This window comes from Pseudomonas sp. B6002 (assembly GCF_013385985.1).
Classification (GTDB): Bacteria; Pseudomonadota; Gammaproteobacteria; order Pseudomonadales; family Pseudomonadaceae; genus Aquipseudomonas.
Map to the genome: position 1 here is coordinate 159,768 of NZ_JACAOY010000012.1, position 16,564 is coordinate 176,331.

Sequence of the window (16,564 nt, forward strand, 5' to 3'; positions counted from 1 at the left end):
GCGCTGGAAAGGCCATATCATCCGTGAATATGCGCCATGACTCCAGCGCCAAAGCGCCGATCTACGCGTTAAATCGTAGATCGGGGGCTCTAATTCGCCTTAAACAGGCGTTTCCACCAACAAAGCATCCACTCGCTGGAAGCCACGCGGCAGTTTGTTACCACGCCGGCCCCGCTCGCCCTTGTAGTGCTCAAGGTCGTCAGGGCGCAGCGACAACGTGCGCTTGCCGGCTTGAAGCACCAGGGTTGCGCCTTCCGGGATCACCGCGATGTCGGTCACGTACTCTTCGCGACTGGCCACGCGCTCCCCCGGGATACCGATGATCTTGTTGCCTTTGCCTTTGCCCAACTGGGGCAGGTCGCTGATCTTGAAGACCAGCAAGCGGCCTTCGGTGGTCACCGACGCCAGCCAATTGCTATCACGGTCATCCACCGGACGCGGCAGGATCACCTTGGCGTTGTTCGGCAGGCTCAACAGTGCCTTGCCCGCCTTGTTCTTGGCCTGCAGGTCTTCGCCTTTGACGACAAAGCCATACCCGGCGTCGGAAGCGATCACATACAGCGCGTCATCGTCGGGCAGCAGCACACACTCAAAGTTTGCCCCCGGTGGCGGCGTGAGGCGCCCGGTAAGTGGCTCGCCCTGCCCCCGCGCGGATGGCAACGTATGGGCCGGCACCGAATAGCTGCGCCCGGTCGAATCGATAAACACCGCAAACTGGTTGGAACGCCCGGCGGCGGCGGTCTTGAACCCATCGCCCGCCTTGTACGACAAGCCAGTGGCGTCAATATCATGCCCTTTGGCTGAACGAACCCAACCCTTTTCCGACAGAACGACGGTAATTTTCTCGTTTGGCAGCAGCTCGGTTTCTGTCAGCGCTTTCGCTTCAGCGCGCTGGACGATCGGCGAGCGACGGTCATCACCATAGGTTTCGGCGTCTTTGATCAGCTCGCTGCGCACCAGCTTCTTGAGCTTGGCTTCGCTGCCCAGCAGGGCCTGCAGCTTGGCTTGTTCCTTGAGCAACGCATCCTGCTCGTCGCGCAGCTTCATTTCTTCCAGTCGCGCCAACTGGCGCAAACGGGTGTCGAGGATGTAGTCGGCCTGGATCTCGCTCAGCTGGAACTCGGCGATCAGCTCGGCCTTCGGGTGCTCGGCCGTGCGGATGATGTGGATCACTCTGTCCAGGTTGAGATAGGCGATCAGCAAGCCGTCCAACAGGTGCAGGCGACGCTCAACCTTGTCGAGGCGGAATTGCAGGCGGCGACGCACGGTCTGTATGCGGAACTCCAGCCACTCCACCAGCAGGTTGCGCAGGTTCTTCAGCTGCGGCTTGCCGTCCAGGCCAATGATGTTGACGTTGACCCGATAGCTGGACTCAAGGTCGGTGCTGGCAAACAGGTGCTGCATCAGCACTTCGTGGTCGACCCGGCTGTTGGTCGGGATGATCACGATGCGGCACGGGTTCTCGTGGTCGGACTCGTCACGCAGGTCGGCAACCTGCGGCAACTTCGACGGTTTGGCCTGCATCAGCGCAGCGATCTGTTCCAGTACCTTGGCGCCGGACACCTGGTGCGGCAGCGCGGTGACGATGATGTCGCCGTCTTCGACGTGGTAGACGGCGCGCATGCGCACCGAACCCTTGCCGGTTTCGTACATTTTCAGCAGGTCGGCGCGCGGCGTGATGATTTCCGCCTCGGTCGGGTAGTCCGGGCCCTGGATGTGCTCGCAGAGCTGCTCCACCGTGGCCTTGGGCTCATCGAGCAAGCGCACGCAGGCCGTGGCGACTTCGCGCAGGTTGTGCGGCGGCACGTCGGTGGCCATGCCCACGGCAATACCGGTGGTGCCATTGAGCAGGATATTCGGTAAACGTGCTGGCAACACCAGGGGTTCGTCGAGGGTACCGTCGAAGTTCGGGCCCCAGTCAGCGGTGCCCTGCCCCAACTCGCTCAGCAGCACTTCCGAGTAACGCGACAACCGCGCTTCGGTGTACCGCATGGCGGCGAAAGACTTGGGATCATCCGGTGCACCCCAGTTGCCCTGGCCGTCCACCAGCGTGTAGCGGTAGCTGAACGGCTGGGCCATCAGCACCATGGCTTCGTAGCAGGCGGAGTCGCCGTGGGGGTGGAACTTGCCGAGCACGTCACCGACGGTACGCGCCGATTTCTTGTGCTTGGAATCGGCGTCCAGGCCCAACTCACTCATGGCGTAGATGATGCGCCGTTGCACGGGCTTCAGGCCGTCGCCGATGTGCGGCAAGGCACGGTCCATGATCACGTACATGGAGTAGTTGAGGTAGGCATTTTCGGTGAAGTCAGCCAGCGACCGGCGTTCTACGCCATCTAAGCTGTCTGCGAGGATGTCACTCATGCGGGCCTCATCATTTGGTAAGACGCAGCGAAAATGTCGCAACGTCGGGTCAATTCAAGAAAATTCACGTTCATGGCTGGGCACTCCAGCCCCCGGCCGGGGCGGCGAAACGATAGACCACCGGGCGTTTTTCACCATCGGCGCGCGGGCCGAAGTTATTGTCGATGCCCAGCCAGGCACCGTCAGCATCCACCACCAACGCTTCGGCCAGGCCATACGGCTGGGCGTAGCGGCGCTCGGGCGTCAGGGTTTCGTCGGCAAACGACCAGCACCGCTCAACCCTGGCCGTGACCAGATCACGCCGGCAAATCTGGAACGCATTGCGCTCCAGGGTAAACAGCTTGCCATTGAACAACGCCAGGTCGGCAAAGTCCTTGGACACCGCCTTGGCGTTGGTGAACTGCGCCGGCTGTACTTCCTGGCCAGCCTCGCTCAGCAACACGCAGGGTCCATCACAGTCCCACACGCTTTGCGCACGTTTGATCGAGATCAGGCCGCGCCGCTCACGTTCGGCCGCCAGCCAGAGCTGATTGCCTTCGGGGTTGATCGCCAGGCCTTCAAACAGCGCATTGAAGTGCAGCAACATGCCACTGGCTCGCGCTTCACGCACCATGCCCGGGGCGACCTTCAACCACTGCGATTCACCGCTGACCGGCACTTGCAGCACCGCCGCGTGGGCCTCGCTGACAATATAGCGATTGCCCGCCGCATCGCAGGTGATGCCTTCGAAATCCAGATCACCGCCACGAATGAACGAAGCGGCCTTGGTGCGCGAACGCAGGCCCCACGGCAACCCGGACTCGGGCACCGGTGGCACGTCGATCTTGACCGTTTCGGCTTGCCAGGTCGGCGCACTGATATCCAGGCGATAGATCTGGTCATCATCACGATCGGAAACCGTCCACAGGTCCTTGCCACACAGGGCCAGGCCAGAGAGGTTGCCGCCACGCATGCCGTCGACCGGATGCTCGGACACCAACTTGAGTTCTGCAACGGAAGCGGCAGCCACCTGGGTGGCCGCCAAACCGCTCAACATCAGGATCGCCAGGGCGAAACCTGTGCGCATCAGCCCAGAACCTCGGCGAGGTTACCCTTGGATTCCAGCCACGACTTGCGGTCCGGCGCGCGTTTCTTCGCCAGCAGCATGTCCATCATTTCCGAGGTTTCGGCAAAGTCTTCGCCCAGCGTCAACTGCACCAGGCGCCGCGTGTTCGGGTCCATGGTGGTTTCGCGCAGTTGCGGCGGGTTCATCTCGCCCAGGCCTTTGAATCGCGTGACCTGCGGTTTGCCGCGTTTCTTCTCGGCCACCAGGCGGTCGAGGATGCCATCGCGTTCGGCCTCGTCCAGGGCGTAGAAAATCTCCTTGCCCAGGTCGATGCGGTACAGCGGCGGCATGGCGACATAGACGTGGCCGGCGTCGACCAACGGGCGAAAGTGCTGCACGAACAGTGCGCACAGCAAGGTCGCAATATGCAGACCGTCGGAGTCGGCGTCGGCGAGGATGCAGATCTTGCCGTAGCGCAGCTGGCTCATGTCCGCTGCGCCCGGGTCAACACCGATGGCCACGGCGATGTTGTGCACTTCCTGGCTGGCCAAGACTTCACTGCCATCGACCTCCCAGGTGTTGAGGATCTTGCCGCGCAACGGCAGGATCGCCTGGAACTCCTTGTCCCGCGCTTGCTTGGCGGAGCCACCGGCGGAGTCACCCTCCACCAGGAACAGTTCAGAGCGCATCGGGTCTTGCCCGGCGCAATCAGCCAGCTTGCCGGGCAATGCCGGGCCCTGGGTGATGCGCTTGCGCTCGACCTTCTTGCTGGCTTTCAGACGGCGGCCGGCGTTGTTGATCGCCAATTCGGCCAGGGCCAGGCCCAGCTCAGGGTGCTCGTTGAGCCACAGGCTGAAGGCGTCCTTGACCACACCGGAGACAAACGCCGCCGCCTCGCGGGACGACAGGCGCTCTTTGGTCTGGCCGGAGAATTGCGGCTCCTGCATCTTCATCGACAGCACGAACGCGATGCGCTCCCACACGTCTTCCGGCGCCAGCTTCACGCCACGTGGCAGCAGGCTGCGGTATTCGCAGAATTCGCGCATGGCATCCAGCAGGCCCTGGCGCAAACCGTTGACGTGAGTACCACCCTGGGCCGTCGGGATCAGGTTGACGTAGCTTTCCTGCACGCTGTCGCCGCCCTCGGGCAACCACAGCAGCGCCCAGTCGACCGCTTCTTTATTACCGGCCAGGCTGCCGCAGAACGGCTCGTTGGGCAGGCGCTCGAACTCGCTGACGGAATCTTCGAGGTAGGAGCGCAGGCCGTCTTCGTAGTGCCACTCGACCTTTTCACCGGTACCTTTGTCTTCAAAGGTCACCAGCAAGCCCGGACACAGCACAGCCTTGGCCTTGAGCACGTGCTTGAGGCGGCTGATGGAGAATTTGGGCGAATCGAAGTATTTCGGGTCCGGCGCGAAGTACACGCTGGTGCCGGTGTTGCGCTTGCCAACGGTGCCGACCACAGCCAGGTCGGTGGCTTTGTAGCCATCGGCGAAGGTCATCTCGTATTCGTTGCCGTCGCGCTTGACCCGCACCCGCACCAGTGTGGACAGGGCGTTGACCACCGAAATACCCACACCGTGCAAGCCACCGGAGAACTGGTAGTTCTTGTTGGAGAACTTGCCCCCCGCATGGAGCTTGGTGAGGATCAGTTCGACGCCAGGCACACCCTCTTCCGGGTGGATGTCCACCGGCATGCCGCGACCATCGTCGGACACTTCCAGGGAATGGTCAGCGTGAAGAATGACATGCACCGACTTGGCGTGGCCGGCCAGGGCTTCGTCGACACTGTTGTCGATGACTTCCTGGGCAAGGTGGTTCGGCCGACTGGTGTCGGTGTACATGCCGGGGCGTTTGCGCACCGGGTCGAGGCCCGAGAGGACTTCGATGGCGTCGGCGTTATAGGAGCTAGCGCTGGGAGTGGCCATAGGGTCTCGTCGTGAGTCGTTCGATTAAAAAATGACCTGCGATTTTCAAAGAGCTGCGAAATCGAAGGATTGATAGTGATCAGGACCAATGCCGGCAAAACTCAGCATGGCCGGTAACTGCCGGGCAAACCCCTGGTAACCATGGTCGCCGCCCGCCTGGATGCGCAAGGCACAGGCCCGGTAATACTGCTGGGCGAGGCGATAATCCAGGGTTTCATCCCCGGTCTGCAACCACACCTGATAACGCGCGGCATCCTGGGGCGCCGGCACTTCCAGCTCGGCCAGGGCCGTGACGTGATCGTGGGTCAGTTCCCAGGTTTCATCGGTGTAGAGGTTCTTCTGGGTGCCCAGGTAACCGTCGAACATCCGATGCGGGCTCACGGCCGGGTTGACCAGCAGCGCCTTGAGGCCATGGCGTTCGGCAAGATGGGTTGCATAGTAGCCGCCGAGTGAGCTGCCGACCAGCAGTGGCCGCCCCAGTTCGGCAATCGCCGCTTCCAACTGGGGAATCGCCCGACGGGGATGGTGATGCAAAGCCGGCACACGCAGTTGATCGGCCAGGCCGAGTGCGCCCATCACGGTGATCAACTGAGTGGCCTTGTTGGACGCCGGCGCACTGTTGAAACCGTGGATATAGAGGATCGAAGCAGACATGCCGGGCTCTCCGTGCATCAGCCAAAGAGGCGCAGTTTACAGGGATCGATGCCCCGTGTGATGACCCCGGCCCAAAGGACACAGAAGAACCCTTGTAGGAGCCGGCTTGCCGGCGATGGCGGTGAATCAGCCACCTATTTCTTGGCTGGCAGAGCGCTATCGCCGGCAAGCCGGCTCCTACAGGGGCGATGGGTGTCAGTAGCCATTGCTGCCGTAATCCACGGTAAAGGCGAAGCCTTGCACCCGTTCAACGCCTGTGTCCAACCGTCCGTCGGGGTGCAGGCGCAGCCAGCGGTAACCCGGCGCCTGCTCGCTGACGTTGAAGTCCTCGCTGCCCGGCGCGAACTGGATACAGGTGGACGGCGAAGCCAGCAGCCGCACGCCATTGCGCTGGCGGTCGACTTCCTGGTGCACATGGCCCCAGAGCACCGCCTTGACCTGCGGGAAGCGATCAAGCACGGCAAACAGCGCGTCAGGGTTGCGCAGGCCGATGGGCTCCATCCACGCGCTGCCGATCGGCACCGGATGGTGATGGAAGCACACCAGATGATGCCTGTTCGGCGCCTCGCTCAAGGCCTGGGCGAGCAATTGCAATTGTTGGTCCTGCAGATAACCCGGCACAGAGCCCGGTACGGCGGAGTCCAGCAAGGTGACGCGCCAATTGCCGATGTCGACCACCGGCTCCAGCAAATCGCTGTGCACGGCGGCGTGCGCCATGATCTGCGGCTCGTCGTGGTTGCCCGGAATCCAGCGCGCCGGAGCGTTGATGGCCCGGGTCATCTCGCGAAACTGCTGGTACGACTCCAGCGTGCCGTCCTGGGAAAGGTCTCCCGTGGCCAGCATCAGGTCGATCTGCGGCTGCTGCCCGCGCACCAGGTCGATCACCCGTTGCAGGCTTTCACGGGTGTTCATGCCCAGCAGCGTGCCGTCGGCCTCGGCAAACAGGTGGCTGTCGGACAGTTGCACCAGCAACGGCGAAGCGTCGGGGCTCACGGTGGATACGCTCGGCAAGGCGCTCTCCCAAGGCAATCACAGGAATGGAGGGTTGGCGTGATTATGCTGGGCAGGACACCAAAGAGGAAATACAAGGAATCAGATGCAGTTCACATCTACCGCACGACTTCAAATTCGTGGCCCAGAGCCAGGCAGTGGCTCAGCCATTCGCCGAGGAACACATTGAGCTGTGCTTTCTCATCGGGCTGGTGCATGAACACGTTGGGGTAAGGATAGATGCTGCGAAAGCGTCGTGCATGTTCGGCGCTGATCACTTCGGCCATCCGCGCGTCGTGGTACACCTGCACTTCCAACTGCGGCACCGGCAGCCAGGGTAGGCTGTGCTCCTGGCGCACCCGCAAAGTGGTGGTGTACGGGCAGGTGAGCATGACCTCCAGGGTCAGCACGCCGAGCATCTGGTCGCCGTGGGTCACGGCAATGCGCCGTGCCTCAGGCGTGTGGCGCATGTCGGGAAGCAGGCGCATCAGCCGCGCATAGTTGGCCTCGCAGGCCGCTTGCAGGCCCACCAGGTCAACTCGATATCGTTCCCGTGCCTTTACTGCCATAACCCCCTCACTTCCGCGCGATTAAGCGCAAGCCATTGCAGGGCGATAATGCTGGCTGCGTTGGAAATTCTGCCGTCGCGCACCGCTTGCAGGGCATCCTCGAACGCCCAGGTGGTGACGCGGATATCTTCAGCTTCTTCTTCCAATCCATGGACGCCACCTGCGCCTGCGCTGTCGCAACGGCCGAGGTACAGGTGGACAAACTCGGTACTGCCGCCGGGCGAAGGGAAATATTTGGTGATCGGCCACAACGCGGAGAACGTCAGCCCAGCTTCCTCCTCGGCTTCGCGGTGTGCAACCTCCTCAGGTTCTTCGTCCTTGTCGATCAGGCCGGCAACCATTTCCACCAGCCAGGGGTTGTCGGTACGGCCCATGGCGCCGACGCGAAACTGCTCGATCAACACCACTTCATCGCGCTGCGGGTCGTAAGGCAATACGCACACGGCGTCATGACGCACAAAGACTTCACGGTTGATCACCCGGCTCATGCCGCCGTCGAACTTCTCGTGACGCAGCTGCACGCGATCAAGCTTGTAGAAGCCCTGGTAGGCATTGTCACGCTGAACAATCTCGATCTTGCTCGGCGCCGATTTCGCAATATCCGTCATATCCTTCCTCGTAGTGCCGGTGCAATGGGCGCCATCCTAACGCGCTCCCACCACTTGGTGCAGCCCCTTTCCAGTTGCCGGGATAGACGGCGGGCGTCAAACTCACTCTAATCAGCTTAGTGGCGAACTGACTGCTTTGTCGGTAGTCGAAGCTCCACAAATTTCGCTCTTATCGTTAGACGAAGGACTTCCATGTCGCTTTTGAAAATCGCCTCTGTGGCCTGTATCGCGCTGACCCTGGGCGCCTGCCAGAGCCTGTTCCAACCCAGCTACCTCAAGCCGCTGGACACCAAGCCGGACGCCTCGGAACAGATCAAGCCCGGCTGCGACAGCCCGGATTGCCCGCTGGTGAACATCGATACCGTGCACTTCCCCACCGAGCCGCAACTGGACTCCCTGGTGGAACAGCGCCTGCTGCAAATGACCCGTACCACGCCGGGCGCCAGCGTGCCGCCTACCTTGAATGCCTACCGGGACAAGTTCCTGCGTGAGTCCGCCGACCGCAACAGCATGTACTTGCAAGCCAAGGTACGTGAGCAGCATGACGGACTGGTGATCATCGAAGTCTCCAGCTACCTGGACACTGGCGCCGCCCACGGCGAGCCCGGCCGTGGATTCATCAACTATTCACGCATCCTGCACAAAGAGCTGAGCCTGACCGACATGTTGCTGCCGGGCCAGGAACAGGCGTTCTGGAACACGGCCAAAGTCGCCCACAACAGCTGGCTGATCAACTCGCAGATGGACCGTGACCCGGAGTTCGTGAAGAACTGGCCGTTCCAGAAAACCCCGAACGTGGCCCTGACCAGCAACGGCGTGGTGCTCAAGTACAACGTGGCCACCATTGGCCCGTATGCGTTGGGGCTGATCGAAATGACCATCCCCTACGCGCGCCTCACCGGCGTACTCAAGCCTGAGCTGATGCCCGCACGCCACTAACGGCGCGGCCCAGCACCAGCTGTAACAGCCCTGCCAGCACCAGTGCTGGCAGGGTCGCACCGACATCCGGATACAAGTTGGCCAGCAGGTGGTAAGTCGCAATGCCACCCAACCAGGCCAGCAGTGACGGCCAACGCAGGCTGGCAACCACGCCCTCGCCACGACGGCGCAGGATGAAGTGATCCACCAGCACCACGCCAAACAACGGCGCAAACACCGAGCCGATCAACAACAGGAAGTTCTGGTACTGCGCCAACGGCGCAAAGCAGGCGATCAGGGTGCAGATCACACCGATGGCCAGGGCCAGGTGTTCAACTTTCAAGCGCAACAGCATGCCGCTGGACACCGCCGCCGAGTGGATATCGGCAAAGGCGTTTTCCGACTCGTCCAACAGGATCAGCAGCAGCGGAATCCCCAGGCCTGCGCCAGCCAGCGCCAGCAATAGCGCATTCACTTCACCGCTTGGCGCAAACGCCAGGGTGTAGGCCACGCCCAGGCTCATCAGCCAGAAGTTACCAATAAAGAAGCCCAGGGCCGTGCCGCCAAACACGCTTTTTGCACGCTGGCCGAAGCGCGAGTAATCGGCAATCAACGGCAGCCACGACAGCGGCATGGCGATCGCGATATCAAAGCCCACGGCAAACGGCATGGAGCCGTCACCGGATTTGGCCCACAGCGCGGCAAGGTCGGCCTTGGCGAACAAGTTCCAGGTCAACCACAGGCAGGCGGCGAGCAGCAGCCAGATACCCCACTTGCGCAGGATCTGGCGCACAAACGTCAACGGGCCACTCACTGCGAGCAGCGTCGCCAAACCACCGAAAAACAGGGTCCACAGCAACGGGCTGGCCAACAGGCTGCCGTCGCTGAAGGCTCGGGCGCCCAGCAGGCTGGCGGCGTCGCGCATCACGATGATCTCGAACGAACCCCAGCCAACCAGTTGCAACAGGTTCAACAGCGCCGGCAGGCTGGCGCCTTTGGCACCGAGGCTGAGTTTGAGCGCGGCCATGGCGGACAGGCCGGTGTCGCTGCCGATCACGCCGACGGCGGCCAGCAACAGCACGCCTACCAGCGTGCCGAGGAAGATGGCCAGCAAGGAGCCGGACAAGCCCAGGCCCGGCGCCAGCAGCGCGCCGGTTTGCAGGACCATCAGGCCGATGCCGAGGGAGAACCACAGGGAGAACAGGTCGCGGGCGCCGAAGACGCGTTTGTCAGCAGGCACCGCGATGTCGGGGGAATAAGTACTGGATTGAATGCTCAAGGGTGTTATCTCTGAGGAACATTAATCCCCTGTGGGAGCCCGGCTTGCCGACGATGGTGCCGGTGAGATCGCCATCGCCGGCAAGCCGGGCTCCTACAGGGATTGTGGTGAGGCCATCAGACCTTCTTGTAGAGCTGACTGCCTTCCTGCTTGAACCGCTCCGCCTGCTCCGCCAAGCCCTTGGCCACATCCACGTCCACCGCTTCGATGCGCTGGTTGGCGGCGTACTCACGCACTTCCTGGGTGATTTTCATCGAGCAGAACTTCGGCCCGCACATCGAGCAGAAATGCGCGACCTTGGCCGAGTCCTTCGGCAGGGTTTCGTCGTGGTAGGAGCGTGCGGTGTCCGGGTCCAGGCCGAGGTTGAACTGGTCTTCCCAACGGAATTCAAAGCGCGCCTTGCTCAAGGCGTTGTCGCGAATCTGCGCGCCCGGGTGCCCCTTGGCCAGGTCTGCCGCGTGTGCAGCGATCTTGTAGGTGATGATCCCGGTCTTCACGTCATCCTTGTTCGGCAAGCCCAGGTGTTCCTTGGGCGTGACATAGCAAAGCATGGCGCAACCGAACCAGCCGATCATCGCGGCGCCAATACCCGAGGTGATGTGGTCGTAGCCCGGCGCAATGTCGGTGGTCAGCGGACCGAGGGTGTAGAACGGCGCCTCGTCACAGCACTCCAGTTGCTTGTCCATGTTCTCCTTGATCAACTGCATCGGCACGTGGCCAGGGCCTTCGATCATGGTTTGCACGTCGTGCTTCCAGGCGGTCTTGGTCAATTCGCCGAGGGTTTCCAACTCGCCGAATTGCGCGGCGTCGTTGGCGTCGGCAATCGAGCCCGGGCGCAGGCCATCGCCAAGGGAGAAGCTGACGTCGTAGGCCTTCATGATTTCGCAGATTTCGTCGAAATGCGTGTAGGTGAAGTTCTCTTTGTGGTGCGCCAGGCACCACTTGGCCATGATCGAGCCGCCACGGGACACGATGCCGGTCACGCGCTTGGCGGTCAGCGGCACATAGCGCAGCAGCACACCGGCGTGAATGGTGAAGTAGTCGACGCCCTGCTCGGCCTGTTCGATCAGGGTGTCGCGGAACAGCTCCCAGGTCAGGTCTTCGGCGGCGCCGCCGACTTTTTCCAGGGCCTGGTAGATCGGCACCGTACCGATCGGTACCGGCGAGTTGCGGATGATCCACTCGCGGGTTTCGTGAATGTGCTTGCCGGTGGACAAGTCCATCACGGTGTCCGAGCCCCAGCGAATGCCCCAGGTCAGTTTCGCCACTTCTTCTTCGATGGACGAACCCAGGGCGCTGTTGCCGATGTTGCCGTTGATCTTCACCAGGAAGTTACGGCCGATGATCATCGGTTCCAGTTCGGTGTGGTTGATGTTGGCCGGGATGATCGCGCGGCCGCGGGCGATTTCTTCGCGTACAAATTCGGGGGTGATGATCTTCGGCACGCTGGCGCCGAAGCTGTGGCCGGCATGCTGCTGGTCGAGCAGGCCGGTGGCACGGGCCTCTTCCAGCTTCATGTTTTCGCGGATGGCGACGTATTCCATCTCGGCGGTGATGATGCCTTTGCGCGCGTAGTGCATCTGCGTGACGTTGGCACCGGCCTTGGCGCGGCGTGGGTTCTTCACGTGGGCGAAGCGCAGGGCGGTCAGCTCGGCATCGCTGAGACGCTGCTGGCCGAAGTGCGAGGTGAGGCCTGGCAGGCGCTCGGTGTCGTTGCGCACTTCGATCCACGGCGAGCGCACGTCGGCCAGGCCTTTGCGCACGTCGATGATCACGTTGGGGTCGGTGTAGGGGCCGGAGGTGTCGTACACAGTGACAGGCGCGTTGATTTCACCGCCGAAATCGGTGGGGGTCACGTCCAGGCTGATTTCGCGCATCGGCACGCGAATGTCCGGGCGGGTGCCTTGTACGTAGATTTTTTGCGAGCGGGTAAACGGCTGCACGGAGCCGGAGTCGACTTGGGCCGATTCACTCAGGTGCACGGTATTTTTTAATTTTGTAGTCATCACGGGCTCTCCAACTATCCAGGCGGTGGATTTTTGTCGGAGCGAACCTGGGACGGATGGACGCACTGAAACCAGTGCTGTGCTTGGTGCACGAGGGCTGCTCAATAAATGAACAGCATCCCGGACGAAGCACAAGAGGACTCGCCGGGTGACGAGAAATCTTGTTCCCTACGCAGGCGCTAACCTGATCAGGTTCAACGGGATCCGGTATTTACCGATCTCAGCCTTCCAACAAGGCACCCCGACAAGAACGCGGCCAGTCTAGACCATGCCGTGGGCAAATTGCCAATGGCGGTGCATTCAGCGTGATGAATGGCGTGATTGCAGGATTGTTGTGCCGTGATCTGGCCACTACACTCGGGAGCCGCCTCAAGGCTTGACGCCAGGAATGGCCAGCCTTAGCCTTGGGCGCTAAATTATCGCCGTAATATTCACTCTAGGGATCGCCTCATGCTGCGCAAACTCTCACTGGCTCTCGCCGTGTCTTGTGCGACCAACGGAATGGTCTGGGCAGCAGAAGCGCCCTTGTCCGCCAAAACCGACCTGGTCAGCGTCTACCAGGAGGCGGTGAACAACAACGCCGACCTGGCCGCTGCCCGCGCCCAATACGGCGCGCAGAAAGAAGTGGTGCCCCAGGCCCGCGCCGGGTTGCTGCCGAACCTGTCGGCCGGCGCCGACAGCAACAACGTGCGCACCCAGATCGACCAGCCCGCCGCCACCGTCAACCGTGATGCGCATTCCTGGCGGGCCACCCTCAGCCAGCCGCTGTTTCGTGCCGATCGCTGGTTCCAGTTGCAAGCTGCCGAAGCCGTCAACGAGCAGGCCTCGCTGCAACTTTCGGCCACCGAGCAAAACCTGATCCTGCAAAGCGCTGAAAACTACTTCGCCGTGCTGCGCGCCCAGGACAATCTGGCTTCGACCAAGGCCGAAGAAAACGCCTTCAAGCGCCAGCTCGATCAGTCCAACGAACGCTTTGATGTCGGCCTGTCGGACAAAACCGACGTGCTGCAATCCCAAGCCAGCTACGACACAGCGCGCGCCAACCGCATCGTCGCCCAACGCCAGGTGGATGACGCCTTCGAGGCGCTGATCACCCTGACCAATCGTCAGTACAACTCGATCCAGGGCATTGTCCACACGCTGCCGGTGCTGCCACCGGCGCCGAACGACGCCAAGGCCTGGGTTGAAACGGCCGGCCGCCAGAACCTGAACCTCCTCGCCAGCAACTACGCCGTCACTGCCGCCGAAGAGACCCTCAAGCAGCGCAAGGCCGGTCATGCTCCGACCCTCGACGCCGTGGCGCAGTATGAAAAAGGCGACAACGACGCGCTGGGCTTCAGCAACCCGAACCAGTTGCCGGTGCCCTACGGGGGCGATGTGTCCCAGCGCACTATCGGCCTGCGCTTGAACATCCCGATCTACAGCGGCGGCCTGACCAGTTCGCAAGTGCGCGAATCCTATTCGCGCCTGGACCAGACCGAACAGCAACGTGAAGGCCTGCGCCGCCAGGTGGTGGAAAACACGCGTAACCTGCACCGCGCGGTAAATACCGACGTGGAACAGGTGCAGGCACGCCGCCAGTCGATCATCTCGAACCAGAGCGCGGTGGAAGCCACGGAGATCGGTTACCAGGTGGGGACACGCAACATCGTCGACGTGCTGGACTCACAGCGCCAGTTGTATTCGTCGGTGCGCAACTACAACAACAGCCGCTACGACTACATCCTCGACAACCTGCGCCTGAAGCAAGCAGCGGGCACCCTGAACCCGGGGGATCTGCAGGACCTGACGCGTTACCTCAAGGCTGACTACAACCCTGACAAGGACTTTCTGCCGCCCGACCTGGCCAAAGCCGCGGCCGAGCAGCTCAAGGCCCGCCCGGGTAATTAAGCCCACCCCAAAACCACTGTGGGAGCTGGCTTGCCTGCGATGCAGACACCTCGGTGCAGCTGAAGTACCGAGGTGATGCAATCGCAGCCAAGCCAGCTCCCACAGTTTTATCGGTGTTGTTTCAGTAGGTGATGAGTCGATCGAGGCCGTCCAGCAAGCGCTTTAACGCGCCCTGGTTGGCCTGCATCACCGCAAGCCCCGCCTGCCCCATCTTGCGCGCATCCTGCGGCAGTTCGAACAACTGGCGCACCGCCTCAGCCAATCCTTGCGCGTCATCCACCTCACGCAACGCTCCCGCTTCGCGCATCATTGCGGTGATTTCGAGAAAGTTGAACACGTGCGGCCCCATGATCACCGGCAACGCCAGCGCCGCTGGTTCCAACGGGTTGTGCCCGCCGGTAGCCACCAGACTGCCGCCGACAAAGGCGCTGTCGGCCAACGCATACAGAAACAGCAACTCGCCCATGGTGTCGCCGAGCAACACCGAAGTCTGCGGCGTGACCGGTTCGCCACTGGAACGACGCACCGTGGCAAAACCTTGCTGCTGGCACAGCTCGAACATCGGGCCGAAACGTTCCTGATGGCGCGGCACCAGAATCAGCAGCGCATTCGGGTAGCTGTCGAGCAATTGGCGGTGGGCAGCCAGCACTACCTCGTCTTCACCTTCGTGGGTACTGGCGGCGATCCACACCGGGCGCTCGCTGGCGCCCCACTGTTCGCGCAACGCTGCCGCACGCACCGGCAATTGCGGGTCGATGGTCAGGTCGAACTTGATCGAACCGGTCACCTCGACCGTTTCCGGGCGCGCGCCAAGGCTGAGGAAACGCTCGGCTTCGGTGCGCGTCTGCACCGCCAGCAAACTCATCTCGGCCAGCATCGGCGCGGTCAGCTTGGCGAAACGGCCATAGCCCTTGGCCGAACGCGCTGACAACCGCGCATTGGCCAGCGCCACCGGAATCCCGCGCTGGGCACAGGCGTGGATGTGGTTGGGCCACAGTTCGGTTTCCACGATGACCGCCAGTTTCGGCTGCACACGATCAAGGAAACGCTTGGCCGCACAGGGCACGTCATAGGGCAGATAGCAGTGCTGGATGCGCGGTTCATTGGCAAACATCGCCTGGATGCGCTCGGAGCCGGTCGGCGTCATGCACGTGACCGTGATCGGCAACGTGGGATGGCGCTGCAGCAACTCGCGCACCATCGGCGCAGCGGCGATGCTCTCGCCCACCGACACCGCGTGCACCCAGATCCCGCCCGGCTGCATCACCGGCAAGCCGTAGGAAAACCGCTCGCCGACGCGCTTGGCGTAGGCCGGCGCGTTGCGCGCACGCAGCCACAGACGTAAAGCCACCAACGGCAGCGCCAGGTAAAACAGACAGCTGTAGAGAGTTCTATTCATGGCGGCGGAGTTTATCGGCTTTTTCAGTCAATCGCCTGCAAGCACTCAGCAAAACGTTTGGCCAGGAAGCGCGCAGCGGGACCCAAGTGCTCATCGCGGCGCCACACCAGCTCCACCACCAGGGCTGGCGGCGTCCACTCGCTGTCCAGCTCGACCATCTGCTGCTGGTAGGTCGGGTACTGCACGATATGCCGGGGCAGCCAGGCCCAGCCCAGGCCGCTCATCAGCCATTCGGCCAGTACGTAGAAGCTGTCGGCACGCCACACCAGGGGGCTCGCGGCCTCGCTGCCGGGGTAGACGCTGGTTTGCGTCGACATCAGCAACTGGCGGAACTGCGCCAGGCGCTTGCAATCCACGTAGGTCTCTTTCGCCAGCGGGTGATTCACGCCACAGACCGTGACCATTTCCACACTGCCCACCACCCGCCGCTCAAGGGCCTCGGGGATCTGGTCGTGATAGAACAACAGACCCAGGTCAGCCTTGCGCTCCACCAATTTGCGCGCCACGTCCCCTTGAGCCGCGCTGGACAGTTGCACTTCCAGATGAGGGTATTGACCAGCCAACGCCTCAAGGCTGTCGAGCACCGGCTGGAACAGCATGGCTTCATCCTGGGCCAGGCGCAGCAACGCTTCCTCGCCACGCGTCAAAGAGAGTGCCCGACCATTGAGACGCTCACACTGGCGCAACACCTCGCGGGCCTCTTCCAGCAGCACGCTGCCAGCTTCGGTCAAGGTGGGCTGGCGCCCGCTGCTGCGTTCAAACAGGGTCAGCCCCAAGTCCGCCTCCAGCAGGGCAATCGCGTTGCTTACCGCCGATTGCGCCTTGCGCTGGCCGCGCGCTACGGCCGAAAACGAACGCTGTTCGGCGACGCTGACAAACAGGCGCATCTGGTCCAGGTTCCATTGCACACTCAT

Annotated in this window: 13 protein-coding genes and 1 riboswitch; of the genes, 2 read left to right on the forward strand and 11 right to left on the reverse strand. The window is 62.3% G+C overall.

Annotation, left to right across the window (positions count from 1 at the left end; translation table 11 throughout):
- Nucleotides 1-99: 99 nt before the first annotated feature.
- From parC to HX792_RS16925, 7 genes are all read right to left on the reverse strand, one after another.
- Nucleotides 100-2,364, reverse strand: coding sequence for a DNA topoisomerase IV subunit A (parC, locus tag HX792_RS16895; protein ID WP_176997149.1), 2,265 nt, complete (start codon nt 2,362-2,364; stop codon nt 100-102).
- A 70-nt stretch (nt 2,365-2,434) separates the two neighbouring features.
- A complete protein-coding gene (locus HX792_RS16900; RefSeq protein WP_176997150.1) occupies nt 2,435-3,430 on the reverse strand; it encodes an esterase-like activity of phytase family protein in 996 nt (331 codons plus the stop codon).
- A complete protein-coding gene (gene parE / locus HX792_RS16905) occupies nt 3,430-5,337 on the reverse strand; it encodes a DNA topoisomerase IV subunit B (RefSeq protein ID WP_176997151.1) in 1,908 nt (635 codons plus the stop codon). Before parE ends, HX792_RS16900 begins: the two co-directional genes overlap by 1 nt.
- Nucleotides 5,338-5,382: 45 nt before the next feature.
- Nucleotides 5,383-5,991 carry a YqiA/YcfP family alpha/beta fold hydrolase gene (locus tag HX792_RS16910; RefSeq protein WP_176997152.1) on the reverse strand — a complete coding sequence of 203 codons (609 nt, stop codon included), beginning with the start codon at nt 5,989-5,991 and terminating at the stop codon, nt 5,383-5,385.
- 195 nt (nt 5,992-6,186) lie between these two features.
- Nucleotides 6,187-7,002 carry a 3',5'-cyclic-AMP phosphodiesterase gene (gene cpdA / locus HX792_RS16915; RefSeq protein WP_176997153.1) on the reverse strand — a complete coding sequence of 272 codons (816 nt, stop codon included), beginning with the start codon at nt 7,000-7,002 and terminating at the stop codon, nt 6,187-6,189.
- Nucleotides 7,003-7,100: 98 nt separating this feature from the next.
- Nucleotides 7,101-7,550 (reverse strand): DUF1249 domain-containing protein, encoded by a 450-nt coding sequence (locus HX792_RS16920; RefSeq protein WP_176997154.1) that lies wholly within the window; start codon nt 7,548-7,550, stop codon nt 7,101-7,103.
- Nucleotides 7,541-8,158 carry an NUDIX domain-containing protein gene (locus HX792_RS16925; protein ID WP_176997155.1) on the reverse strand — a complete coding sequence of 206 codons (618 nt, stop codon included), beginning with the start codon at nt 8,156-8,158 and terminating at the stop codon, nt 7,541-7,543. The genes HX792_RS16920 and HX792_RS16925 overlap by 10 nt, the downstream gene beginning before the upstream one ends.
- A gap of 192 nt (nt 8,159-8,350) precedes the next feature.
- Between HX792_RS16925 and HX792_RS16930 the strand changes: the two genes are divergently transcribed.
- Nucleotides 8,351-9,097 (forward strand): RsiV family protein, encoded by a 747-nt coding sequence (locus HX792_RS16930; RefSeq protein ID WP_176997156.1) that lies wholly within the window; start codon nt 8,351-8,353, stop codon nt 9,095-9,097.
- Here HX792_RS16930 and cytX read toward each other — a convergent pair.
- Nucleotides 9,066-10,355 (reverse strand): putative hydroxymethylpyrimidine transporter CytX, encoded by a 1,290-nt coding sequence (cytX, locus tag HX792_RS16935; protein ID WP_176997157.1) that lies wholly within the window; start codon nt 10,353-10,355, stop codon nt 9,066-9,068. The genes HX792_RS16930 and cytX overlap by 32 nt on opposite strands.
- A gap of 116 nt (nt 10,356-10,471) precedes the next feature.
- Complete coding sequence (gene thiC, locus HX792_RS16940) at nt 10,472-12,361, reverse strand: phosphomethylpyrimidine synthase ThiC (RefSeq protein WP_176997158.1); 1,890 nt, start codon at nt 12,359-12,361, stop codon at nt 10,472-10,474.
- A 148-nt stretch (nt 12,362-12,509) separates the two neighbouring features.
- Nucleotides 12,510-12,615: riboswitch (TPP riboswitch) on the reverse strand.
- 196 nt (nt 12,616-12,811) lie between these two features.
- Between thiC and HX792_RS16945 the strand changes: the two genes are divergently transcribed.
- Nucleotides 12,812-14,251, forward strand: a complete 1,440-nt coding sequence (locus HX792_RS16945) for a TolC family outer membrane protein (RefSeq protein WP_176997159.1) — start codon at nt 12,812-12,814, stop codon at nt 14,249-14,251.
- Nucleotides 14,252-14,372: 121 nt separating this feature from the next.
- Here the strand turns inward: HX792_RS16945 and waaA are convergent, their stop codons facing one another.
- Both waaA and HX792_RS16955 read right to left on the reverse strand, forming a co-directional pair.
- Entirely contained in the window at nt 14,373-15,650 is a 1,278-nt protein-coding gene (gene waaA / locus HX792_RS16950) for a lipid IV(A) 3-deoxy-D-manno-octulosonic acid transferase (protein WP_176997160.1), read from the reverse strand.
- Between the two features lie 23 nt (nt 15,651-15,673).
- On the reverse strand, nt 15,674-16,564 hold the full coding sequence (locus HX792_RS16955; protein WP_176997161.1) for a LysR family transcriptional regulator: 891 nt from the start codon (nt 16,562-16,564) through the stop codon (nt 15,674-15,676).

Coding starts and splice junctions, on each gene's coding strand:
- parC (WP_176997149.1), bottom strand. CDS start 2,364: ATGAGTGACATCCTCGCAGACAGCTTAGATGGCGTAGAACGCCGGTCG.
- HX792_RS16900 (WP_176997150.1), bottom strand. CDS start 3,430: ATGCGCACAGGTTTCGCCCTGGCGATCCTGATGTTGAGCGGTTTGGCG.
- parE (WP_176997151.1), bottom strand. CDS start 5,337: ATGGCCACTCCCAGCGCTAGCTCCTATAACGCCGACGCCATCGAAGTC.
- HX792_RS16910 (WP_176997152.1), bottom strand. CDS start 5,991: ATGTCTGCTTCGATCCTCTATATCCACGGTTTCAACAGTGCGCCGGCG.
- HX792_RS16920 (WP_176997154.1), bottom strand. CDS start 7,550: ATGGCAGTAAAGGCACGGGAACGATATCGAGTTGACCTGGTGGGCCTG.
- HX792_RS16925 (WP_176997155.1), bottom strand. CDS start 8,158: ATGACGGATATTGCGAAATCGGCGCCGAGCAAGATCGAGATTGTTCAG.
- HX792_RS16930 (WP_176997156.1), top strand. CDS start 8,351: ATGTCGCTTTTGAAAATCGCCTCTGTGGCCTGTATCGCGCTGACCCTG.
- thiC (WP_176997158.1), bottom strand. CDS start 12,361: ATGACTACAAAATTAAAAAATACCGTGCACCTGAGTGAATCGGCCCAA.
- HX792_RS16945 (WP_176997159.1), top strand. CDS start 12,812: ATGCTGCGCAAACTCTCACTGGCTCTCGCCGTGTCTTGTGCGACCAAC.
- waaA (WP_176997160.1), bottom strand. CDS start 15,650: ATGAATAGAACTCTCTACAGCTGTCTGTTTTACCTGGCGCTGCCGTTG.
- HX792_RS16955 (WP_176997161.1), bottom strand. CDS start 16,564: ATGAGTGTGCAATGGAACCTGGACCAGATGCGCCTGTTTGTCAGCGTC.